The 21,988-nt window shown below is 64.6% G+C and carries 20 protein-coding genes; 14 read left to right on the top strand and 6 right to left on the bottom strand.

Annotation, left to right across the window (positions count from 1 at the left end):
* The first annotated feature begins 14 nt into the window (after positions 1-14).
* On the top strand, positions 15-1,061 hold the full coding sequence (locus tag E5675_RS10955; RefSeq protein WP_136174543.1) for an alanine racemase: 1,047 nt from the start codon (positions 15-17) through the stop codon (positions 1,059-1,061).
* 86 nt (positions 1,062-1,147) lie between these two features.
* On the opposite strand, the gene E5675_RS10950 is transcribed toward E5675_RS10955, so the two are convergent.
* The gene (locus E5675_RS10950) at positions 1,148-4,138 is read right to left on the bottom strand and encodes a TonB-dependent receptor (RefSeq protein ID WP_136174542.1); all 2,991 of its coding nucleotides are present in this window, start codon (positions 4,136-4,138) and stop codon (positions 1,148-1,150) included.
* A gap of 530 nt (positions 4,139-4,668) precedes the next feature.
* On the opposite strand from E5675_RS10950, the gene phaR reads away from it, so the two are divergent.
* The 5 genes from phaR (at position 4,669) to E5675_RS10925 (ending at position 10,084) form a co-directional block, all read left to right on the top strand.
* Positions 4,669-5,205: a polyhydroxyalkanoate synthesis repressor PhaR gene (phaR, locus tag E5675_RS10945; protein ID WP_136174541.1), complete on the top strand. Its 537-nt coding sequence runs from the start codon at positions 4,669-4,671 to the stop codon at positions 5,203-5,205.
* 42 nt (positions 5,206-5,247) lie between these two features.
* Positions 5,248-6,774: a proline--tRNA ligase gene (gene proS / locus E5675_RS10940; RefSeq protein ID WP_136174540.1), complete on the top strand. Its 1,527-nt coding sequence runs from the start codon at positions 5,248-5,250 to the stop codon at positions 6,772-6,774.
* A 70-nt stretch (positions 6,775-6,844) separates the two neighbouring features.
* Positions 6,845-7,195 carry a DUF6152 family protein gene (locus tag E5675_RS10935; protein ID WP_136174539.1) on the top strand — a complete coding sequence of 117 codons (351 nt, stop codon included), beginning with the start codon at positions 6,845-6,847 and terminating at the stop codon, positions 7,193-7,195.
* A 10-nt stretch (positions 7,196-7,205) separates the two neighbouring features.
* Complete coding sequence (locus tag E5675_RS10930; RefSeq protein ID WP_136174538.1) at positions 7,206-7,691, top strand: DUF6644 family protein; 486 nt, start codon at positions 7,206-7,208, stop codon at positions 7,689-7,691.
* 62 nt (positions 7,692-7,753) lie between these two features.
* A complete protein-coding gene (locus E5675_RS10925; RefSeq protein ID WP_136174537.1) occupies positions 7,754-10,084 on the top strand; it encodes a VacB/RNase II family 3'-5' exoribonuclease in 2,331 nt (776 codons plus the stop codon).
* A 1-nt stretch (position 10,085) separates the two neighbouring features.
* Here the strand turns inward: E5675_RS10925 and E5675_RS10920 are convergent, their stop codons facing one another.
* On the bottom strand, positions 10,086-10,874 hold the full coding sequence (locus tag E5675_RS10920) for a helix-turn-helix domain-containing protein (protein WP_247594577.1): 789 nt from the start codon (positions 10,872-10,874) through the stop codon (positions 10,086-10,088).
* Positions 10,875-10,986: 112 nt separating this feature from the next.
* Between E5675_RS10920 and E5675_RS10915 the strand changes: the two genes are divergently transcribed.
* On the top strand, positions 10,987-11,376 hold the full coding sequence (locus E5675_RS10915) for a hypothetical protein (protein ID WP_136174536.1): 390 nt from the start codon (positions 10,987-10,989) through the stop codon (positions 11,374-11,376).
* Here E5675_RS10915 and E5675_RS10910 read toward each other — a convergent pair.
* Entirely contained in the window at positions 11,373-11,828 is a 456-nt protein-coding gene (locus tag E5675_RS10910; RefSeq protein WP_136174535.1) for a universal stress protein, read from the bottom strand. The two genes, E5675_RS10915 and E5675_RS10910, sit on opposite strands and share 4 nt — an antisense overlap.
* Before the next feature lie 159 nt (positions 11,829-11,987).
* Here E5675_RS10910 and E5675_RS10905 point away from each other — a divergent pair, with 159 nt between their 5' ends.
* The 5 genes from E5675_RS10905 (at position 11,988) to E5675_RS10885 (ending at position 17,356) form a co-directional block, all read left to right on the top strand.
* Positions 11,988-13,280 carry a pyruvate dehydrogenase complex dihydrolipoamide acetyltransferase gene (locus tag E5675_RS10905; protein WP_136174534.1) on the top strand — a complete coding sequence of 431 codons (1,293 nt, stop codon included), beginning with the start codon at positions 11,988-11,990 and terminating at the stop codon, positions 13,278-13,280.
* A gap of 1 nt (position 13,281) precedes the next feature.
* On the top strand, positions 13,282-13,809 hold the full coding sequence (locus E5675_RS10900) for a DUF559 domain-containing protein (protein ID WP_247594576.1): 528 nt from the start codon (positions 13,282-13,284) through the stop codon (positions 13,807-13,809).
* A complete protein-coding gene (lpdA, locus tag E5675_RS10895; RefSeq protein WP_136174533.1) occupies positions 13,802-15,199 on the top strand; it encodes a dihydrolipoyl dehydrogenase in 1,398 nt (465 codons plus the stop codon). The genes E5675_RS10900 and lpdA overlap by 8 nt, the downstream gene beginning before the upstream one ends.
* A 129-nt stretch (positions 15,200-15,328) precedes the next feature.
* Positions 15,329-15,949: a phosphatase PAP2 family protein gene (locus E5675_RS10890; RefSeq protein WP_136174532.1), complete on the top strand. Its 621-nt coding sequence runs from the start codon at positions 15,329-15,331 to the stop codon at positions 15,947-15,949.
* Between the two features lie 72 nt (positions 15,950-16,021).
* The gene (locus E5675_RS10885) at positions 16,022-17,356 is read left to right on the top strand and encodes an amidohydrolase family protein (protein ID WP_136174531.1); all 1,335 of its coding nucleotides are present in this window, start codon (positions 16,022-16,024) and stop codon (positions 17,354-17,356) included.
* A 4-nt stretch (positions 17,357-17,360) separates the two neighbouring features.
* On the opposite strand, the gene E5675_RS10880 is transcribed toward E5675_RS10885, so the two are convergent.
* Together E5675_RS10880 and E5675_RS10875 are read right to left on the bottom strand one after the other, a co-directional pair.
* Positions 17,361-18,140 (bottom strand): tyrosine-protein phosphatase, encoded by a 780-nt coding sequence (locus E5675_RS10880; protein ID WP_168707849.1) that lies wholly within the window; start codon positions 18,138-18,140, stop codon positions 17,361-17,363.
* Positions 18,141-18,142: 2 nt separating this feature from the next.
* Entirely contained in the window at positions 18,143-18,946 is an 804-nt protein-coding gene (locus E5675_RS10875; protein ID WP_136174529.1) for a crotonase/enoyl-CoA hydratase family protein, read from the bottom strand.
* Between the two features lie 51 nt (positions 18,947-18,997).
* On the opposite strand from E5675_RS10875, the gene E5675_RS10870 reads away from it, so the two are divergent.
* Together E5675_RS10870 and E5675_RS10865 are read left to right on the top strand one after the other, a co-directional pair.
* Entirely contained in the window at positions 18,998-20,137 is a 1,140-nt protein-coding gene (locus E5675_RS10870) for an acyl-CoA dehydrogenase family protein (protein ID WP_136174528.1), read from the top strand.
* Positions 20,134-20,847, top strand: a complete 714-nt coding sequence (locus E5675_RS10865; protein ID WP_136174527.1) for an acyl-CoA dehydrogenase family protein — start codon at positions 20,134-20,136, stop codon at positions 20,845-20,847. Before E5675_RS10870 ends, E5675_RS10865 begins: the two co-directional genes overlap by 4 nt.
* A 4-nt stretch (positions 20,848-20,851) precedes the next feature.
* Here E5675_RS10865 and E5675_RS10860 read toward each other — a convergent pair whose 3' ends face one another.
* A complete protein-coding gene (locus tag E5675_RS10860) occupies positions 20,852-21,982 on the bottom strand; it encodes a CaiB/BaiF CoA-transferase family protein (RefSeq protein WP_136174526.1) in 1,131 nt (376 codons plus the stop codon).
* Between the last annotated feature and the right edge of the window lie 6 nt (positions 21,983-21,988).

The raw sequence follows: 21,988 nt of genomic DNA, 5'->3' as shown, positions 1-21,988 counted from the left end.
TATAGGGGCGGGGAATGATCGCCATCGCCTCGCCGCTCCGCCTTCGCCTTTCGTCCGAAGCCCTTGTCGCCAACTGGCGCTGGCTCGCCAAGCAGAGCGGCGCGGCGGCATGCGGCGCTGCGATCAAGGCCGATGCTTATGGTCTCGGCGCGCGCGAGGTGATGCGCCACCTTGCCGCCGCGGGATGCCGCGACTTTTTCGTCGCGACATGGACCGAGGCCGCCGCGCTGATGCCCTTGGCCGAAGGCGTGTCGCTCTCGGTCCTCCACGGCGTCGGCGCATGCGACATGATCGCCGCGCGCACGCTCCCGGCGCGTCCAGTCCTCGGCAGCCTCGACCAGATCGCGCGCTGGCGCGAAGGGGGAGAGGGGCGGGCGTGCGACGTGATGATCGATACCGGGATGAACCGTCTCGGGCTTCGCGTCGAGGAAGCGACCGGTGGCGCGCTCGATGGCCTGAACATCGAAACGCTACTCAGCCATCTCGCCTCGGCTGACGAGGACAGCGAGCAGAATGCGCTCCAGTTGGAGGCGTTTCGCGCGATCCGGCAGGCGATCCCCGCACGGCGCTACAGTCTCGCGAACAGCGCCGGCATATGCCTCGGCGCCGACTATGCGTTCGATCTGACCCGCCCGGGCATCGCGCTCTATGGCGGCACGCCGCGCGGCGAGGCCGAAGGGTATATTCGACAGGTCGTATTTCCCGAAGCACGCGTGCTGCAGGTGCGCGACGTGTTTGCTGGCGAAACGGTCGGCTATGGCGCAACCTGGACCGCGAGGCAGAATAGCCGGGTCGTAATTGCGAACTTGGGCTATGCCGACGGTTATCTACGCTGCCACGCCGGATCGGGCTCGGCCACGTGGCGGTCGCGCCCGCTACCGCTGATCGGCCGCGTATCTATGGATCTGACCGCCTTCGACGCCAGCGGCGCCGGTGTGATCGAGGAAGGCGACTGGCTTGCGCTCGATTATGACCTGCCATCAACTTCGGCAGGCAGCGGCCTGTCGCAATATGAACTGCTGACGGGGCTGGGTCGGCGGTTCGAGAGATATTGGGTCTAGCCGCGCCGAACCAGCAGCTTGAACAGGACAAAAAAAGGCCCCGAACTTGCGTTCGGGGCCCAATTTTCTTGTCCGATCGGTAGGGATCAGAACTGGAACGACGCGTTCGCGAAGAACGTGCGGCCGCGATAGTCGTAACCCGAGTACAGCGGCGCATTGCCGATGGTCGTGTAACCGACTGCCGAGATACGCGGCGGCGCTGTGTCGAACAGGTTCTGGACGCCAACCGTCAGCTCGTACTTCTCGGCAATATTGAACTGCACCGAAGCCGAGTGGAGGAAGTAGTTAGCCGCTTCGAGATAATAGTTATCGCGATACAGCTGAACCAGGTCCGGGTCCGAGACGCCGGTCAGTTCGTCATAGGCGAAGAACTCGTACGTCCGGTCACGATCGCCATCGATCCAGTCAATGCCGTAGCGCAGCGTGACATTGTTGAAACGATAGGTTGCATCGAAGCTACCGACCCAGTCGGGGTTCACCACCGTGCCATTCATGTCGGTCAGGAACTCTTCGGGGAAGAGGCGGCTCGACTGCTCGGTATATTTGGTGACGTTGGCGTTCAGCGTGAAACGACCGCCGAACAGGTCACGCGCATAACGACCGTTGAACTCGAAACCCTTGCGAATGTCTTCCGACAGGTTGACGAAGCTGCTCGTCACGGTCAGCGCATTGTTCGCGTCGCGTTCGACAAAGCGGCAGAAGCCGGCGTTGGGGTCGAAATTGGCGTCCCCATAGCAGCGGTTCAGGATCGTCCCGGCATCGAGATCGGCAACGCCGTTGCTGACCTTGATGTTGAAATAATCGAGCGACAGCGATAGCTGGCCGACCGATTCGGGCAGGACCGGGCGGATGACGACACCAACCGACCAGTTCTTCGAGGTTTCAGCTTCGAGACCCGCATCGGCGCCACCGACCCGGAAAGTCGTGATGCCGCTCGTTTGTTGGAAGTTGGCGGGCAGGCCGATCGAGGCGCAGTTCGCCGCGACAATCTGTTCGTTCGGGTTCTGGTCAGCCGGCGGCGGCAGGTCATCGCACGGATCGAGCGTGCTGCCGAGGAAGCCGCTGGTCGCGCCGAGGAACTGCTCGGCGAGAGCCGGCGCGCGATAGGAGGTGCCATAGCTCGCGCGCAGACCGAAGCCGCGGATCGGTTCCCATTCGCCTGCGATCTTGAAGGTCGTGTCCGAGCCATAGGACTTATAGTCCGTATAGCGCGCCGACGCCGTCAAGTTGAGGCGGTAGAAGCCGGGCGTATCGGCAAGGATCGGAACGAAGACTTCGCCATAGATTTCCTTGACGCTGTCCTTGCCGACCGTCGGCGTCGCGGCGGTGAGGCCGAGCAGATTGCCGTTCAGCGAGTTCACGTCGGGCTGATCGTTGATGCTTTGGCGACGATATTCGGCGCCCAGCGCAAGCTGGACGTCACCGCCGGGCATCGCGAACAGCGGATCATCGATGTTAAACGCAAAGGTCGTTTCACGGAACTGCGTCTTGCCGATCGTGTTGGCGAGAATCCAGTTCTTCCAATCCTCCGGCAAACGGCCGCCGATCACGTCGGCCGAAAGCGCAGGCGCGGCAACGCAGTTCGGGTTGGTCGCGGCGCTGGCGCAGCTGAAGGTGCCATCGCCATTGTCGACCGCGTCGAGCGAGGCGGCCATGCGATCGATCAGGAAGGATTCGATCTCGTAGGTGCCGTCGTTCCACGACTTGCCGACATAGGCGTCATAGCGCCACTGCGGCAGGAAGAAGTCGCCGCGAATGCCGCCCGACACGCGGGCATAATCGACCTGCTGGCGCGAGTCGGTGAGGCCGAAGCCGATGAATCCGCGCGCGGCAACGAGCTTGCCGCCCGACGTTTCGTTCGGGTTGAGGAAGGCACCATTCCGCAGCTCTACAGGAAGCAGCGGGCTACCTTGGACATAGTCGAGCGAGAGCTGACGATACAGCGGCGACGCCGACTTGCGGCGCGTGACGAGTGCTTCGCCATAGATTTCGGCGCTGCCTAGGATGTCGGTGCTGTAGGTACCCGACAGATAGCCGGTGTAGATTTCCGCCTCGGTGATCAGCGGCTCTTCTTCCTGAATCGGGTCGAGAGTGTCGCGGTCATAGAAACCAACTCCCAGGTAACCCGGGAATGGGCCGGTCGTCTGACCGGGCGCCGGGACGAAGCGGTTAAAATTGCCGACCGTGCCGCTGGTACGACCGATCGCCTGACGCGTTGGAAGGCCGAGCGTGTTGATCGTCACGCCGCCGTTGTCGAGCGTGAAGCAGGAGGTGCCGTCGAAACCGACGCCATCGCCCGAGCCGAATTCGCTGCCTTCGCCCGTTAGGAAGCCGCCCACCGGGCAGTCGAGCCACGACACGTCGTTGCGCGCCAGCTTGTTGCGCTTGCGATATTCGACCGAGCCGATGATGTTGAGGCGATCGCTTTCGAAACCGAACGAGGCCGCAACGCGCTTGTCGATGCCCGCGCCGACTTCGGGTACGTTGATCTGGCCTTCGATATGCAAGCCGCGAAGCTTGTTGTCGGTGATGATGTTGACCACGCCCGCGACGGCGTCCGAACCGTAAATCGACGATGCGCCGGCCTTCAGCACTTCGATGCTGCTGACGATCGCGGTCGGAAGGACGTTGAGGTCCGCCGCGAGGACCGAACCGCGCGTGCCGCCGGGCGCCAGACGGCGGCCATTGAGCAGGACCAGCGTGCGGCTGGGACCCAGGTTGCGCAGGCCCAGCGTGTTGGCGCCGGTGCCGCCGTCGGTGACGAAGCCGCCATAGAAGTTGTTGATCTGGCCCGAACCCTGCGTGACGGCGTTGCTCTGGAGCGCGTCTGCGGCGCTGTTGAAGCCCGCTTGAGTGATTTCTTCCGCAGTAATCACAGTGATCGGTTCGGCGACCGAAAATTCGTCGCGGCGAATGCGCGAGCCGGTGACGACGATTGCTTGCGTATCAGCGCCGCTGGTGGCCTCATCCGCCGGAGCGGCTTCCGCGGCTGCGGCATCTTGGGCGAATGCAGGCTGGCTCACGGATATCGCTACCGCAAAGGCGGTAGCACCCAAAAGCAGGTGCGACTTTTTCATCAGTGTAACTCCCCGGTTGGCCCGTTCGAAAATCTGAAAATGAACGGATTAGGTCGTAGAAAGACACAAAAAAACGGGAGCACAAGTCCCGCATGGCATTTTTATGTCACACTCTGCGGATGACGTGCCCCTTGTGTCATTTGGGCAACAGTGAGCAACGCAACCCGCCGATGTGCCGGGATAATATGCTTGTTCCTGCAAGACATTAATCTCTCAGCATGCAACGCAAATAGTATCACAATTTCGTAAATAACGTTTCCGGTGTAACTAAATTGCAAAAAGCTGCTCCCTTGCCTCGTCCGATGCCGTCGCGGCGGGCCGAGTGTTTTCATCAGACGAGATGCGCGCAGCGGTAACTCGCGACGTACAGGCGCAGATCGGATCGGGCGATGACGATTCGCGTCCCGATCGTCCGATAAGGCGGGGAAGCGCGCCAATGTTGCGACGCATCATAATTTGATGCTAATGCGGCAGCTTGTCCGGTGCGGCGCGGTCGCTAGGTTCCGGAAGTGCAGGGAGCGCGGGTGAAAATGGCGAAGTCCAAAGGGACATCGGAAGACGACGTCGTCACGATCAAGAAATACGCCAACCGGCGGCTCTACGACACCGAACGCAGCTGCTATATCACGCTCGACGATCTGGGCACGATGGTCCGCGATGGCCGCGATTTTCGCGTGGTTGATGCAAAAAGCGGCGAGGACATCACGCATAATGTGCTGACCCAGATCATCATGGACGAAGAGACGCGCGGCGAAACGCTGCTGCCGGTCAATTTCCTGCGCCATCTGATCGGCATGTACGGCGACAAGATGCAGTCGATGGTCCCGCAATATCTCGAAGCCTCGATGACGGCGTTCCGCAAGAACCAGCAGGATGTCCGCTCGGCGTTCGAAGGCGCGCTTGGCGCGAACCCGCTCGCCGAACTCACCCGCCGCAATATGGAAATGTTCCAGCAGGCGGCGGGGGCTTTCATGCCAGGCGCGGCGGGTAGTAAGGCAAAGGATGCCGAGATCGCCGCGCTGAAGGCGGAAATCGCCGAGCTCAAAGCCGAGCTCGCCAGGAAGTAATCGGGGCCGCTCTCCCGCCCCCAAGCACAGAAAACAGGACAGATGATCAAGCATGCGCTCAGCGTAACCCGTCAGGCCGACTTCGCGGCCTGGTATCAGGATGTCATTGCCGAAGCCGACCTCGCCGAGGAATCGGGGGTGCGCGGCTGCATGGTCATCAAGCCGTGGGGCTATGGCATCTGGGAACGCATCCAGACGGTGATGGACGCCGCGATCAAAGACGCCGGGGTTCAGAACGCCTATTTCCCGCTGTTCATTCCCTTGAGTTTCTTTGAGAAGGAAGCCGATCATGTCGATGGCTTCGCAAAAGAAATGGCGGTCGTCACCCATCACAGGCTGATCGCGGACGGCAAGGGCAAGCTGGTTCCTGATCCCGAGGCGAAGCTCGAGGAGCCGCTGATCGTCCGCCCGACTTCGGAAACGGTGATCGGTTCGGCGATGAGCCGCTGGGTGCAAAGCTGGCGCGATCTGCCGCTGAAGGTCAATCAATGGGCCAACGTCGTCCGCTGGGAAATGCGCACGCGAATGTTCCTGCGCACCAGCGAGTTCCTGTGGCAGGAAGGCCATACTGCACACGCCGACAGGGATGACGCGATGGCCGAAACGCTGCGCGCGCTCGAAATGTACCGCGCCTTTGCCGAGGACGTGCTCGCTATGCCGGTGATCGCGGGCGAGAAGCCCGAAAATGAGCGGTTTCCGGGCGCCGTCGCGACCTATTCGATCGAGGCGATGATGCAGGACGGCAAGGCGCTGCAGGCAGGCACCTCGCACTATCTCGGCACCGGCTTCGCCGAAGCGGCGAACATTCGCTATCAGGACAAGGACGGCGGCCACAGCCTGTGCCACACGACGAGCTGGGGCACGTCGACGCGCATGATCGGCGGCGTCATCATGACGCACGGCGACGACGACGGGCTGCGCTGTCCGCCGCGCATAGCACCCCACCAGATCGTCATCGTGCCGATGCTCCGCGACAATGAAGAGGACGCCGCGATCCTCGATTATTGCCGCGACCTTGAGAGTCAATTGAAGGCGCTCGATGCCTTTCGCGAACCCGTGCGCGTATTGTTCGACACCGGCGCGAACAAGGCACAGACCAAGCGCTGGGGCTGGGTCAAAAAGGGCGCGCCGATCATCGTCGAGGTCGGCCCGCGCGACGTCGCGGGCGGCAATGTCGCGGTGATCCGCCGCGACCGGCTCTATCAGGAGAGCGGCAAGCTCAACTCGGCGTTCATCGCCAAGGGCGATTTCGTTGCCGATGCGGTGGCGACGCTCGAGGATATCCAGTCGAGCCTTTACGGCGAGGCGCGCGAACGGCTCCATAGCAATATCCGCCGCGACGTCACCGACCTGAAGGCGCATTTCGCCGGCGACGACAAGTTCACCGGCTGGGCCGAAGTGCAATGGTCGCGCCCGAGCGGGGCTGCGCTCGACGAGATCGTCGAACAATTAAAGGCGCTCAAGCTGACGATGCGCAACACGCCGCTCGATGCCGCACCGGCCGACGGCGCCTGCTTCTTCACTGGCGACCCGGCGGTCGAGCGCGTGCTGATCGGGCGCACCTACTAACCGCGACACCCTTGCGCCGGGGGGTGGGGCGTTCTAGCCTTCACATCGAGGGGCTCGAAGGAGACTGTCGATGCGATTTCCTCTGTTAATCGCGGCGGCGACGCTGGCCCTGGCCGCGCTTCCCGCCGCGGCGCATCATGGCTGGTCGTCCTACGACGAGACCAAGCCGGTTACACTGACCGCGTCGTTCGCCGAATTGTCGTGGGGCAATCCGCATGGCAGCGCGAAGATGCGCTGGAAGGGCAAGGTCTGGGACGTGATATTGGCGCCGGTCGGCCGCATGGAAGCGCGCGGGCTGACGCGCGCCGAGATCGAGCCCGGCAAGCGCTTTCGCTTGACCGGCTATCTCCGGCGCGATGGCGCCACCGAAATGCGGGTCGAGCGCGTGATGATCGGCAAGAAGACGGTCGAACTGCGCTGAGGGAGGCGGCGTGGAGCCCGTTCTGACCGCCGCCGCCGCGTGGCTCGATACGGCCGGCGTCGGACCCTGGTCGCGCGGCTCAACACTCGTCTATCCCGTCGCCAATACGCTGCATCTGCTGGGCCTCATCATGCTGATCGGCGGAATCGGCGTCGTCGATTTGCGGGTTATTGGTCTGTGGCGGACGCTGCCGCTCGTGGAACTGTCGCGCGCGCTGACGCCCTTCGCCGTCGCCGGGCTGATCCTGATGGCGGCCAGCGGCGCGGTCCTCTTCGCCGCCGACGGCGCGGCGCTGGCGCGGTCGACCATTTTCGAACGAAAATTGATTATCGTCGCTGCGGCACTCGCGAACGCCGCTGCTTTTCGACGGATATGGAACCCGCACATGGCGCACTGGACCGACAGCGTGCCCCGTCCGGCGCGGATAATGGCCGGCGCATCATTGCTCCTCTGGCTCGCGGCGGGCGCATCGGGGCGCTGGATCGCCTATGGCTGACATCGTCCGATCGCGCGCTATCGCTTGGTAAAGGCGCCCGGCGCGCTTATAGCCTTGGACCAATGAAAAAACGTTCGAATATAGCCCCCGGCCTGCCGACCAGTGAGCAGATCCTCGACTTCATTACGGCGTCCGACCAGCCCGTCGGAAAACGGGAGATCGCGAAGCATTTCGCTCTCCACGGCAATGACAAGATCGCGCTGAAGGCGTTGCTCAAGGATATGACCGACGAGGGGCTCGTCGATCTGGCGCCGGGCCGCGCCTTTCACAAGCATGGCGGCCTGCCGCGCGTGACGGTGCTGCGCGTCGCGGCGATCGAGGGTAGCAACGTCTGGGCGGTGCCCGAACGCTGGGAAGGCGCCGGTCCCGCACCGCGGCTGCGCGTGATGGAGCAGGGACGGAAGGGCGCGCTCGGCGTCGGCGACCGCATCCTCGCGCGCACCGAGGAACGCGGCAGCGGCCATGTCGCACATCCGATGAAACGGCTGCAGGCAAGCGCAGAGATGGTGATCGGCGTCCTCGTCGAGGAAAGGTCGCCCGGCGGCAAGCCGATGATCTGGTTGCGTCCCGCCGACAAGCGCGCGCGCTTCGACTTCGCGGTCGTCGACAAGGGTGATGCCGAGATCGGCGATCTGGTGCGCGCCGAACTGACGGGGCGGGGCCCTGCGACCAAGGCGAAGGTTATCGACCGCATCGGCGATCCTTTCGCGCCGAAGTCGCTGAGCATGATCGCGATCGCGCGGCACGAAATCCCGCATGTCTTCGACGGCGAAACGCTTGCCGAAGCTGAAAAAGCGGCGAAACTGTCACTCACCCCCGACGGCCGCGAGGATCTGCGCGACCTGCCGATCGTCGCCATCGATCCCATCGACGCGCGCGACCATGACGATGCCGTCTGGGCGATCCCCGACGAAGACCCCGGCAACAAGGGCGGCTTTCAGGCGATCGTCGCGATCGCCGACGTCAGTTACTATGTGCGTCCCGACGGCGCGCTCGACCGCGAGGCGCGGCGGCGCGGCAATAGCGTCTATTTCCCCGACCAGGTCGTGCCGATGCTTCCCGAAACGCTTTCGGCGGGCGTCTGCTCGCTGAAAGCGGGGCAAGACCGCGCCGCGATGGCGTGCCACCTCGTCATCGACAAGCAGGGCAAGGTGACGTCATGGCGTTTCACGCGCGCGCTTGTCCGGCTGCGCGCTAACATCGCCTATGAACATGCGCAGGCGGCCTATGACGCCGATACGGCGCGCGACGAATGGGATGCCGATGTGCTCCCGACGCTCCGGAATTTATGGGCGTGCTGGGCGCTCCTCGCGAAAGCTCGCGCCGCCCGCGCGCCGCTCGACCTCGACCTGCCCGAACGTCAGGTCATTCTCGACGAGCAGGGCGGCATCGCGGAAATTCGCGTCCGCGACCGGCTCGATTCGATGCGGCTGATCGAGGACTATATGATCGCCGCGAACGTCGCGGCGGCCAAGGCGCTCGAGGCGAAGAAGTCGCCGGTGATGTACCGCATCCATGAACCGCCGAGCCGCGAGAAGCTCGTGAGCCTCAAGGATTATCTCGAAACTTTCGAACAGAGCTTCGCGCTCGGACAGGTCATCACCCCCGCGGTGTTCAACCGCCTGATCGATGGGTTTTCGGAAGACGACCGGCTGCCCGAGATCATGCAGGCAATTTTACGGAGCCAGACACAGGCTTATTATGGCCCCGCCAATGCCGGCCATTTCGGTCTCGCGCTCGGCTCTTATGCACATTTCACTTCGCCAATCCGCCGCTACGCCGACCTGATCGTCCACCGCGCGCTCGTCGACAGCTATCGCCTCGAAGTGCCGGGCAAGCCCAAGGGCCTGCCCGCGCGCACCGGGCTGGGCGAGGCCGACGCCAAGGGATTGTCGCGGATCGGCGAGGCGATCAGCGCGCTCGAACGCCGCGCGATGGAGGCCGAGCGCGAGACCGTCGACCGCTATGTCGCAGCTTACCTCGCGACCAGAACGGGCGAGATTCTCGTCGCGCGCATCACCGGGGTCCAACCCTTCGGCTTTTTCGCGACCGTCGACGGGCTCGGGGGCGACGGGCTCGTGCCGGTGTCGACATTGGGCAGCGAACGCTTCTTCTACGACGAGGCGGCGCGGACGCTCGACAGCGAGCATGGCCGCGTGAGCTATACGGTCGGGCAGCGGCTCGAATTGCGGCTGATGGATGCCAATCCGATCAGCGGTGCGCTGCGCTTCGAGTTGCCCGATGCGCCCGAGGGCGGCTTCCGGAATCGGCCGCCGCGCCGCGACGGGGTGAAGAAGACCGGCAAGGGCGCTGGGAAAGACAGGGCGGGCAAGCATATGGTCGGCAAGCGCGGGCGTCCGGCGAATATCAAGCACAAAGGACGCAAGCGGTAATTCAGGCCGCAGCCATCGCCTGCAACAGCGCCGCGCTCTCCGCATCGGCCGGGAAAAAGGCCTCGATCGCCAGTTCCGACAGGGTGATATCGACCGGCGTGCCGAAGATCGTCACCGTCGACACGAAGCGAATCTGTCCCATCGGCGTGTCCAGGATCAGCGGCACCGCGATCCCGTTCGCCGCGCTGCCGTCATGCGCGTGGGTGCCGCCGCCATAGCCCGCGAGTTCCTCGCGCAGTGCGATCAATCCAGCATCGGCGCTCGCATCGATCTGATGATCGAGCCGTTCGAGCAGGTGCGCGCGCCATTCGCCATGATTGACGATATTCGGCGCGAGCCCATTGGGGTGCATCGCGACGCGCAGCACATTGACCGGCGGCTCGAGCAATTCGGGCGCCACGAGTTGCATGAGCAGCGCGACGGCGGCGTTCGCTGCCATCATGTTCCAGTGGCGATCGACCGCGAGCGCTGGGTAGGGCTCATGCCCCTTCAGCACATGCTCGACGATCGCCCGCATCCCCGCCATTTCGGGGCTGTCGAGCGGTCGCTCCTGATAATCGGGGGCATAGCCGCCCGCGAGCAGCAGCGCGTTGCGCGCACGGTGCGGCACTTCGAGGCAATCGGCGAGCCGCTGCAGCATCGCCGCGCTCGGTTTCGAACGGCCCGTTTCGATGAAGCTCAGATGCCGGGTCGAAATCTCGCTGTCGAGCGCGAGGTCCATCTGACTCATCCGGCGCCGGACGCGCCATTCGCGGAGTTGTTCGCCAAGAGCTGCGGGCTTCATCATCATTCTCCTTCGTAACGTCCGCTATACCCTTGGCTTCTGCTTTTCCATTACCTCCAGCGTAATCGACGCTATTCCATTCGCGGTCCAATTGGGTTGGGTCGAAAGGAGAATCACTATGTCGATCCGCAATCTCAAGAATATCCTCATCGCCGACGCCGTCACCTGCACGGGCGTCTTCGCCATCGGTCTGCTCGCTGCCGCGCCGGTCGGCGCGCTGCTCGGCCTGCCCGCCAATGTCATTGCGATCGGCGGCTGGATCTGCCTTGCCGCCGCGCTGTTGATGGTCATTGCGGCGCTGCAGAAGATCCCGAGTGCCGCGCTGGTCAAACTGATCGCGGCCGGCAATCTCGGCTGGGTCGCCGCGAGCTTTGCGGTCGTCGCGACCTTTTCCGCCGGAATGACCGGAATCGGCATCGCGGTCGTCATCGCGCAGGCCTTTGGCGTGCTCGGTTTCGCGATCCTCGAATGGAAAGCGGTGGTGACGCCGCGCGTCGCGGCCGTCTAACTCAGCGCATCGAGCCGGGCGATATCGATCCCGCCCGGCACCAGCATCACCGGACAGGGGAGGGTTCCCGCATCCTGTCCGGTGAAATGCGCGACCAGCGGTCCGGGGGCACCCGCCGGAGCCGTTGCAAGGACGAGCGCGGCGATCTCGTCGCTTGCACCGATCAGCTCGCGCACGACCTCGACGGGCTTCCCCGACTTGATCAATATCTGCGGCGTCAGCCCCGCTTCCTGCACGACGGCATCGGCCGCCGCGGCGGTCAGCTCCTCGGCATGTTCGCGCGCTTCGGCTTCGATCGTCGCCTGGACGCCGCCAAAGGCGACGAAATCGTGCGGCGCGATAATCGCGAGCACGGTGACGCCGCCGCCCGTTCGCGCTGCGCGCCGCGCCGCGAAGCGCAGCGCCAGCGATGCCTCCGGGCTGTCGTCGATCACCACCAGATATGTCCGCATCACCCCGACCCCTCGTGTTTTTGCTTGGCCCAAAGAGTGCGTCACATTCGTATGAAACGCAAGCTGGCCCGCTGGACCTTGATCGGCACAGGGCTTATGGCGAAGAAGAATCCGTAGCGGCAGGCGCAGCCTGCAAGACTGACAGGGACAAGCCTAGACATGCCAATCGAACTGAAAATGCCCGCTCTCTCGCCGACGATGGAGGAGGGCACCCTCGCCAAATGGCTGGTGAAGGAGGGCGATGAGGTCAAGTCGGGCGACCTGCTCGCCGAAATCGAGACCGACAAGGCGACGATGGAGTTCGAGGCGGTCGACGAAGGCACGATTGCCCAGATTCTGGTCGCCGAAGGGACCGACAATGTGAAGGTCGGTACCGTGATCGCGACGATCGCGGGCGAGGGCGAGGATGCGTCGAGCGCGAAGGCTGCCCCGGCGCCTGCGCCCGCCGCCGAACCGAAGGCCGAAGCCGCGGCGCCAGCACCCGCTGCGGCTCCAGCGCCGACCCCGGCACCGGCGCCGGCAGCCGCTCCCGCCGCATCGGGCGACCGCATCAAGGCAAGCCCGCTCGCCAAGCGCCTTGCCGCCGAGCAGGGCATCGACCTCAAGGGCGTCACGGGCACGGGCCCCGGCGGTCGTATCGTCAAGGCCGACCTCGAAGGCGCCCCGGCGGGCGCCGCAGCCCCCGCCGGCGCAACCGCCGCGCCGGTTCCTGCCGCAGCCGCTCCGGCCCCGGCAGCCACCGGCGCGATCCCCGATTTCGGCATCCCGCACGAGGACGAGAAGCTCAGCGGCATGCGCAAGACGATTGCGCGCCGCCTCAGCCAGTCGATGCAGGAATCGCCGCACATCTACCTCACCGTCGACATCCGCCTCGACGCGCTCCTGAAACTGCGCGGCGAGCTCAACGCCAGCCTCGAAAGCCGCGGCGTCAAGCTCAGCGTTAACGACATGCTGATCAAGGCGCTTGCGGTCGCGCTCGAACGTGTGCCCTCGTGCAACGTCAGCTTCGGCGGCGACGTGATGCGCCAGTACAAGCGCGCCGACATTTCGGTCGCGGTCAGCATCCCCGGCGGCCTAATCACCCCGATCATCGTCGACGCGGGCGGCAAGTCGATGTCGAAGATTTCGACCGAAATGTCCGAACTCGCGGCAAAGGCGAAGGAAGGCAAGCTCCAGCCCAGCGAATATCAGGGCGGCACCGCCTCGATCTCGAACATGGGCATGATGGGGATCAAGCAGTTCACCGCGGTGATCAATCCGCCGCAGGCGATGATCATGGCGATCGGTGCGGGCGAGAAGCGCCCTTATGTGGTCGACGATGCGCTGGCGATCGCGACCGTGATGTCGGCAACCGGAAGCTTCGACCACCGCGCGATCGACGGCGCCGACGGCGCGCTGCTGATGAAGACCTTCAAGGAACTGGTGGAGAACCCGCTGGGGCTGGTGGCGTAAGATGCCCGAGGGGCCGAATAGCCCCTCTCCCCTTGCGGGAGAGGGGTTGGGGAGAGGGGGCCGCGCCGCGTCCGCGGCGCATAAGACTGTCTCCCAGCTTCTCGCCCGCAAAGTCATGTTGCTGGACCGTGCCCGCCAGATGCGATCGAACCCCACCGATGCCGAACGCCGGCTTTGGTCGATCCTGCGCGCGGGGCGGCTTGAAGGCCTCCGCTGGCGGCGTCAGGAGATCATCGACGACCGCTATATCGCCGACTTCATCTGCTTCGAACATCGTCTGATCGTTGAAGCCGATGGGGGCCAGCATGGCGAAAATGCTTATGATGCCGAACGCGATGCCTATCTGACCGCGCAAGGCTTTCGTATCCTGCGCTTCTGGAACAACGACATTCTCGCCAACAGTGACGGCGTCGTCGCGAGCATCCTGGATGCCATCGATTCGTCAAGCGCGCAGATGCGCGCCGACCCCACACCCCAACCCCTCTCCCGCAAGGGGAGAGGGGCTTTTGAAGGAGCCCATAATGGCTGACACCAACTACGACCTCATCGTCCTCGGCTCGGGCCCCGGCGGCTATGTCGCGGCGATCCGCGCGGCACAGCTGGGGCTGAAAACGGCGATCGTCGAGCGCGAGAATCTCGGCGGCATCTGCCTCAACTGGGGCTGCATTCCGACCAAGGCGCTGCTGCGTTCGGCCGAAATCTATCATTACATGCAACACGCCGGCGACTATGGCCTGATCGCCGCGCAGATCAGCGCCGACATTGAGGCGGTCGTGAAGCGGAGCCGTGGTGTCGCGAAACAGCTGAGCCAAGGCGTCGCCTTCCTGATGAAGAAGCACAAGATCACCGTCCATATGGGCGAAGGCAAGCTGACCGCGCCGGGCAAGCTGGAAGTGAAGGGCGAGAAGGGCAGCGAAACGCTGACCGCGAAGAATATCATCGTCGCCACCGGCGCGCGCGCGCGCGACCTGCCGTTCGCGCCCGCCGACGGCAAGCGCATCTGGACCTATCGCCACGCGCTCGTCCCGCCCGAAATGCCGAAGAAATTGCTCGTCATCGGATCGGGCGCGATCGGCATCGAATTCGCGAGCTTCTACAGCGACATGGGCTGCGACGTGACCGTCGTCGAGATGCTCGACCGGCTCGTCCCCGTCGAGGACGCCGACGTGTCGGCCTTCCTCGAAAAGCAACTCAAGAAGCAAGGCATGACGATCTACACCGGCGCGGGCGTTGAGGAGCTCAAGGCGACCGCGACCGGCGTCACCGCAAAGATCAAGACGAAGGACGGCAAGACCGAAAGCGCCGAATTCAGCCATGCCATCGTCGCGATCGGCATCGTCCCGAACACCGAGAATATCGGGCTCGAAGCGCTCGGCGTGAAGACCACAAAAGGCCATATCGACACCGACGCAATGTGCCGCACCAACGTCCCCGGCATCTGGGCGATCGGCGACGTCACCGCCCCGCCTTGGCTCGCGCACAAGGCGATGCATGAATCGGTGATTTCCGTCGAGGCGATCGCCGGCAACCATCCGCACGCGATGGACCCGCGCAACATCCCCGGCTGCACCTATTGCCGCCCGCAGATCGCCAGCGTCGGCCTGACCGAGGCGAAGGCGAAGGAACTCGGCTATGAGGTCAAGGCCGGCACTTTCCCCTTCATCGGAAATGGCAAGGCGATCGCGCTGGGCGAATCCGAAGGTTTCACCAAGACCGTGTTCGACGCGAAGACCGGCGAACTGCTCGGCGCGCACATGATCGGCGCCGAAGTCACCGAGTTGATCCAGGGCTATACGATCGGGAAGACCGCCGAACTGGTCGAGGATGATTTTATCGGCACCGTCTTCCCGCATCCGACGCTCAGCGAAACGATGCACGAGGGCGTGCTCGCCGCGTTCGGACGGCCGCTGCATATTTGATCCCGATCCTCCCTGTGGCGAAGCCATGGGGAGGGGGACCGCTCGCCGCAGGCGAGTGGTGGAGGGGCCCCTACGTCGGCCCCTGCGGGGCCGCCACCTCCCCATGGCTGCGCCACAGGGAGGATATTCTTGTTTCGACGCTCACGCTTTCCCGCCTTGGCACTGGCGCTCTTCATCGCCGTCGTCCTGCTCGGTTTCGCAGTCGGCGCGGGCTGGACCGAAACCGTCGACTGGCAAATCTCGCAATCCCTGTCGCTCCGCATCGACGAAAGTGCTCCCGCCTTTATCGCCTTCATGCAATGGGCGAGCTGGATCGGCGGCGGCACCCCGCGCTGGATCATCGTCATCCTGCTCTGCGGGCTCGTCTGGCACTGGTGCGGGCCGCGTTGCGCGGTGGCGCTCGGCGGCGCGTCGCTGCTTTCCAACCTCGCGTCGAGCTCGCTCAAGCTCGGCTTCGGCCGCGCGCGGCCCGATCTGATCGACCATCTCGACCATCAAACGAGTTTTTCCTACCCCAGCGGCCACGCGACGAGCGCGGCGGTCGTCTATCTGCTCCTCGCCTGGCTCGCGCCGCCACGCTGGCGGCCCTTCGCCTGGACGCTCGCCGCCGCGATGATCATCCTCAACGGCTCTTCGCGCATCATGCTCGGCGTACATTGGGCAAGTGACATCGCGGGCGGCACGATGCTCGGCACCGCCTTCGCGCTGCTCGGCGCGTGGTGGGTCGGCCGACAGAAGATTTCAGCCTGAACATTTTCCGCTGTCCTATTTCGCGCCGCTTTGCCATCAGGTTCGCGGGGATTGATAAGGGGTGGGGCGAAGATGAAATCGCGAATGAAGTTCGGCAGTTTTCTGTGGATAATCGCTTTGGGATCGGCGTCGCTTTTCGTCGCCCCAATCGCTCCGGTAAAGGCGCGGGAGTCGACCGGACAGACGGTCATCACCGCGGCGCGCTATATCGATGTGCTAACGGGAAAGATCGTCGAATTTCCAGCGATCTTCGTCGGCGCAGACGGCCGCATCACGAACATCGCCGATGCGCGCACGGTGCGCTGGGGATCAAACGTCAAGCATATCGATCTGAGCGACAAGACGCTGCTGCCGGGCCTGATCGACATGCACGTCCATCTCGACGGCCCCGCCGACATCGGCGGCTATCGCGGGCTGGAGTTCACCGACAGCTTCTGGGGCATGACGGCGGTCAAGAATGCGAACGATATGCTCGGCGCGGGTTTCACCACCGTGCGCAACGTCGGGTCGAGCGACCGCAACGACATCGGGCTCAAGCAGGCGATCGACGCGGGCTATGCGACTGGGCCGCGTATCGTGCCCGCAGGCTACGCGCTCGGCGCGACGGGCGGCCATTGCGACAGCACCTTCCTGCCGCCCAGCCTCGAAAAGAAGGACGGCAAGGAAGAGGGAATCGGCGATACGCCCGACGAACTGCGCTATCAGGTCCGCCGCCAGCGCAAATATGGCGCCGAGGTGATCAAGGTCTGCGCGACCGGCGGCGTCTTTTCGCGCAATACCGAGCCGGGGCAGCTTCAGGTGTCCGAAACGGAACTCGCCGCGATCGCCGACGAAGCGCACCAGTGGGGGCTGCGCGTCGCCGCGCACGCGCATGGCGCCGAGGGCATCCGCGCCGCAATCGCCGCGGGGATCGACACGATCGAACATGTCAGCTTGGTCGATGACGAGGGCATTCGCATGGCGACCCAACGCAAGCGGCCGGTATGGTTCTCGATGGATATCTATAACACCGAATATACCCAAGCCGAAGGCGCGAAGAACGGCGTGCTCGAGGATAATCTGCGCAAGGACCGCGAGATCGCGCAGATTCAGCGCGACAATTTCCGCAAGGCCGTGAAGGCGGGTGTGCGAATGGTGTTCGGCTCGGACGCGGGCGTGATGCCGCACGGCGACGTCGGCAAGCAGTTCCGCGTCATGGTCGAATATGGGATGACCCCAATGCAGGCGATCCAGGCCGCGACGAAGAACGCTGCCGAGGCGCTGGGACGCGAAAAGGATGTCGGGGCGATCGCGGTCGGCCGCTATGCCGATATCGTCGCGGTCGACGGCGACCCGCTGGCCGACGTGCGCCAGCTGGAAAGCGTCGATGCGGTGGTGAAGGGCGGGGTGCTAGTGCGGGGCCAATAGGCCCCTAGACCACTAGCCGGTCGACCAGCGCCTCGCGCATCTCGGGGGTGAAGTTCAACACCGCTTCGGCGTAGGTCGGGATATCACCATGGTCACGGCGCACGGTGGCGAGCGCGGCGTCGAGATAGGAAGGATTGACCGACATCAGCGCGCGGATCGCGTCGTCGTGGATCTCGGCGCCATAGCGCGAGCGGATATGCGCCGCGCCCTGCGCAATGCGTTCCTCGATCTTTCCGGCGGTGTTGGTCAGCAGATAGTCGTGCATCAGATCATCCTCATGCACGCCGAGCAGCCGGTGGACGATCGCCACGGCAAAGCCGGTGCGGTCCTTGCCCGCGACGCAGTGGACGAGGCTCGGCGCGTCATATTCAGCGAGCGCGCCGAGATAGAGCCGGAGCGTCGCGACGAGCGCCGGACGATAGGGCATGCCGGCGTAGGTATCGATCATCCGGTGTCGCGCCGTCGCGACATCAATCGTCCCGCCTGCCGCCTGAAGGTGCGGCGCGAGGCCCGCGGTGACCCCGCCCGCGAACAGTACGCGCGCCGAGAAATTCTCGGAGCGCCGGCACGGGTGCATCTCGCGCTCGTCGTCTCCGCGGAGATCAACGACCGTTTCGAGCCCCAGCGCGTCGAGCGCGGCCAGATCGTCGTCGGTTGCCGCTTCATGATGCGCCGAGCGCCACAGCGTCCCTTCGCGCAGACGCCCGCCGCCCTCGACGGCATAACCGCCATAGTCGCGGAAATTGTGGATACCGGACAGCGGCAGGACACGCTCGGCGAGCATGGTCATTCTCCTGTAAAAATAGGGGGGCGCTTTTCGACGAACGCGTTGATCGCCTCCCGGTTATCCGCGGTTTCATGGACGATCGCCTGATAGGCTGCGCTCAATTCCAAAATATCGCTCATCCGGCTGTGCTGCGCCTCGCGCAACAAACGCTTCGTCAGGCGCAGCGCCCGGGGCGGGTTGCAGACGATCCGCTCGGCGATGGCGATCGCACGATCGAGCAGTTCCGCATCGGGCACGACGTCCGTGACCAGACCATATTCCTTTGCCCGAGCCGCGTCAAAGCGATCGCCGGTCAGGAACAGTTCGGCGGCGCGCGAATAGCCGAGTATCTTCTGCAGCAGCCAGGCGCCGCCGTCGCCGGGGACGATCCCGACCTTGATGAAGCTGCACGCGAACTGCGCGCTTTCGGCGGCGATGCGGATGTCGCAGGTGCAGGCAAGATCGGCGCCGAGCCCGATCGCATGTCCGTTGACCGCGGCGATCATCGGCACTTCGCAATCCATCAGCGCGCGGATCACCGCCTGCACGCCCTTGCGGTAATTGGCGCGGGTGGAATCGGGCTGGTCGAGCACGCCGATCCCGGTGCGATCCTGCATGCCCTTGAGGTTGCCGCCGGCGCTGAACGCCTTGCCGCTGCCGGTAAGGATGATCGCGCTGACGCTGCGGTCGTCGCCGAGGGTGCGCAGCGTGTCGATGATGTTCTGGCAGTCCTCGTGGGTGCCGATCGCATTCATGCTTTCGGGCTTGATCATCGTCAGGATTGCGATCTTGCCCCGCCGCTCGACACTCAAAAATTCGCCCATCTTCAATAATCCTTTGCTGCCTAACCAAAGCTATTGCATGGCTGGTGCGACATGCAAAGCTTCGCGCTCTATCCTTTCGATCCGCCCGGCGACACTGTCGCACTGCGCACCGATTTGCGAGCCTGGCTTGCGGCGAACCAACCCACGGATGACGTCGTGGCGCGCGCGAATTGCTGGGCGAGCTTCGATCCCGATTTCAGCCGCGCGCTTGGGGCGGCGGGTTATGTCGGCATGACGCTCCCGGCAATTTATGGCGGCGGCGATCGGCATCCACTTGAACGCTATGTGGTGATCGAGGAACTGCTCGCGGCGGGCGCGCCCGTCGGCGCACACTGGATCGCCGACCGACAGACCGGGCCGCTGATCCTGCGTTATGGCAGCGAGGAGCAGCGGCAACGCTATCTTCCGGGGATCGCCAAGGGCGAGCTTTATGCCTGCATCGGCCTGTCCGAGCCGGGCGCGGGGTCCGATCTTGCGGCAGTGCGGACGTCGGCGCGCGAAACGAGCGAAGGCTGGCGGATCAACGGCCAGAAAATCTGGACCACGGGCGCACATCTGTCGCATGTCATCCTCGCGCTCGTGCGCACCGAGGAAGGCAGCGAGCGCAATGCGGGGCTAAGCCAGTTGCTGATCGACCTCGACACGCCCGGCGTGACGATCCGCCCGATCATCGACATGGCGGGCAACCATGATTTCAACGAGGTGTTTTTCGACGATGTGCTCGTCCCGCATGGCGCCCTCGTCGGCGAACGCGGGCAGGGATGGAAACAGGTTACGGCCGAACTGGGGCTCGAACGGTCGGGACCCGAACGTTATCTGTCGAGCCATGCGCTTCTGGTCGCGCTGATCGATGCGGCGGGGGCCGATCCCGATCCGGCGGTGGCTGGGCTGATCGGCGAACTGACGGCCGAGATGTGGACGCTGCGTCAGCTGTCGATGTCGACCGCAGCAAAGCTCGCGGCGGGCGAGGATCCGATGGTCGAGGCGTCGGTGGTCAAGGAACTGGGCAATGCGTTCGAACAGGATATGCCGCGCCGCGTGCAGGCGATCGTCAACTTTGATTGGGACGACGAAGACGATCTGGCAAGGCTGCTCCGCGCACTCCTTATCGCGTCGCCCAGCTTTTCGCTGCGCGGCGGGACGCGCGAAGTGATCCGCGGGATCATCGCGCGCGGATTGGGCCTTCGATGAGCGCGGCGCGCGACATGCTCTGCGACACTACGCGTACGGTTCTGGCCGGTGCCGACGATATCGCGCCGGTCGAAGAGGCGGGTTTCGCGCTGCTGCTTGTGGCGGAGGACGAAGGCGGTTTTGGCGGTGATTGGGGCGATGCGAATGCCGTCCTTCACATCGCAGGTATGTTGGCGCCCGACCTGCCGGTCGCCGACGTCATCCTCTCGGGCCTCGGCGACGTTTCGATGCCGCACCGCGCCGCCGCAACGGTCGGCCTGATGGCCGGCGCGATGGGGCAGGCGCTGTCGCTTTCGATCGACCATGTGAACACGCGCCAGCAATTCGGCCGCCGGCTCGGCAAGTTTCAGGCGGTGCAGCAATCGCTCGCGGTGATGGCGTGCGAGGTGGCGGCGGTCGACGCGGCTGCAGCCGCGATGGCGGCGCGGCTCGACGCGACGGGGTTCGACGCCGAAGCGGCGGGTTTCGAAATCGCCGCCGCGAAGCTGCGCGCCAATCGCGCGGTCGGCGTTGTGACCGCAATTGCGCACCAAGTGCATGGCGCGATCGGGTTCACCGAGGAATATGACCTGTGCCGCGTCACGATCCCGCTGATGCGCTGGCGCGGTGAGCATGGCAACGACGCCCACTGGGCGCGGACCCTTGGGCGTCAGGTTGCCGCCCTCGGCGGGCGCGGCCTCTGGGAAGGTCTGACCGCCCGCGCCGGGTGACGGGTCAGCGCAGCGCACCGCTTTCGCGCAGTGCGGCGATGCTCGCTACATCATAGCCAAGACCCGTCAGCACGGTATCGCCGTCGGCGCCGACCGCAGGCGCAGCGCGCGGCGTGTCGTTGACCGTCGCCGAATAGCGCGGGGCGGGAGCGGGCTGGATCGCGCCGCCCACCGTGAGGAAGGTTTCGCGTTCGACATTGTGCGGATGCTGCGGCGCCTCGCCCAGCGACAGGATCGGCGCAAAGCAGACGTCGGTCATTTCCATGATCGCGCACCATTCGTCGCGCGTCTTCGTCTTGAACAGCGCAGTGAGCTTTTCCTTCAGCGGACCCCATTTCGACGGGTCGAGTTGGGCGTCGAAATCGGCATCATCGGTCAACCCGGTCTTTTCGCGAAGCAGCGCATAGAATTGCGGTTCGATCGAACCGATCGAGACGAACTTGCCGTCGGAGCATTCGTAACTGTCGTAGAAGTGCGCCGCGCCATCGAGCATGTTGACGCCGGCCTCGTCCTTGAGCCGTCCTGCGGCGAGAAAGCCCCAGGTCATACCCGCGAGCAGCGCCGAGCCGTCGGTCATCGCGCAGTCGATCACCTGGCCCTCGCCGGTGCGCGCGGCGTGGACGAGTGCGCTCGACATGCCAAAGGCGAGCATCATGCCGCCGCCGCCGAAGTCGCCGACATAATTGACCGGCGGCACGGGCTTCTCACCCGCGCGGCCGATACCGTGGAGGACGCCCGAGAGCGAAATATAGTTGATGTCGTGACCCGCCGCCTGCGCATAGGGGCCGAACTGGCCCCAGCCGGTCATGCGCCCGTAGACGAGCTTCGGATTGTCGGCGAGCAGCACGTCGGGGCCGAGCCCGAGCCGCTCCATCACGCCGGGACGATAGCCCTCGATGATCCCGTCGGCGCTTTTGCAAAGTTCGCGCGCGATGCGGACCGCGTCGGGGTTCTTCATGTCGAGCGCGATCGAAGTGCGATTGCGGCTCAGCGGATCGCGCGGATCCATGAAGCCGCCGGGGCGATCGATACGGATCACCTCGGCGCCATGGTCGGCGAGCATCATGCCGCAGAAGGGGCCGGGACCAATGCCGGCAAATTCGATGATCCTGACACCCTTCAGCGGCCCGGTCATGTTTTA

This window comes from Sphingopyxis sp. PAMC25046 (assembly GCF_004795895.1).
Lineage (GTDB): Bacteria > Pseudomonadota > Alphaproteobacteria > Sphingomonadales > Sphingomonadaceae > Sphingopyxis.
Note: the sequence above shows the minus strand (reverse complement) of the source record. Positions and strands in the feature narration are given on the sequence as shown.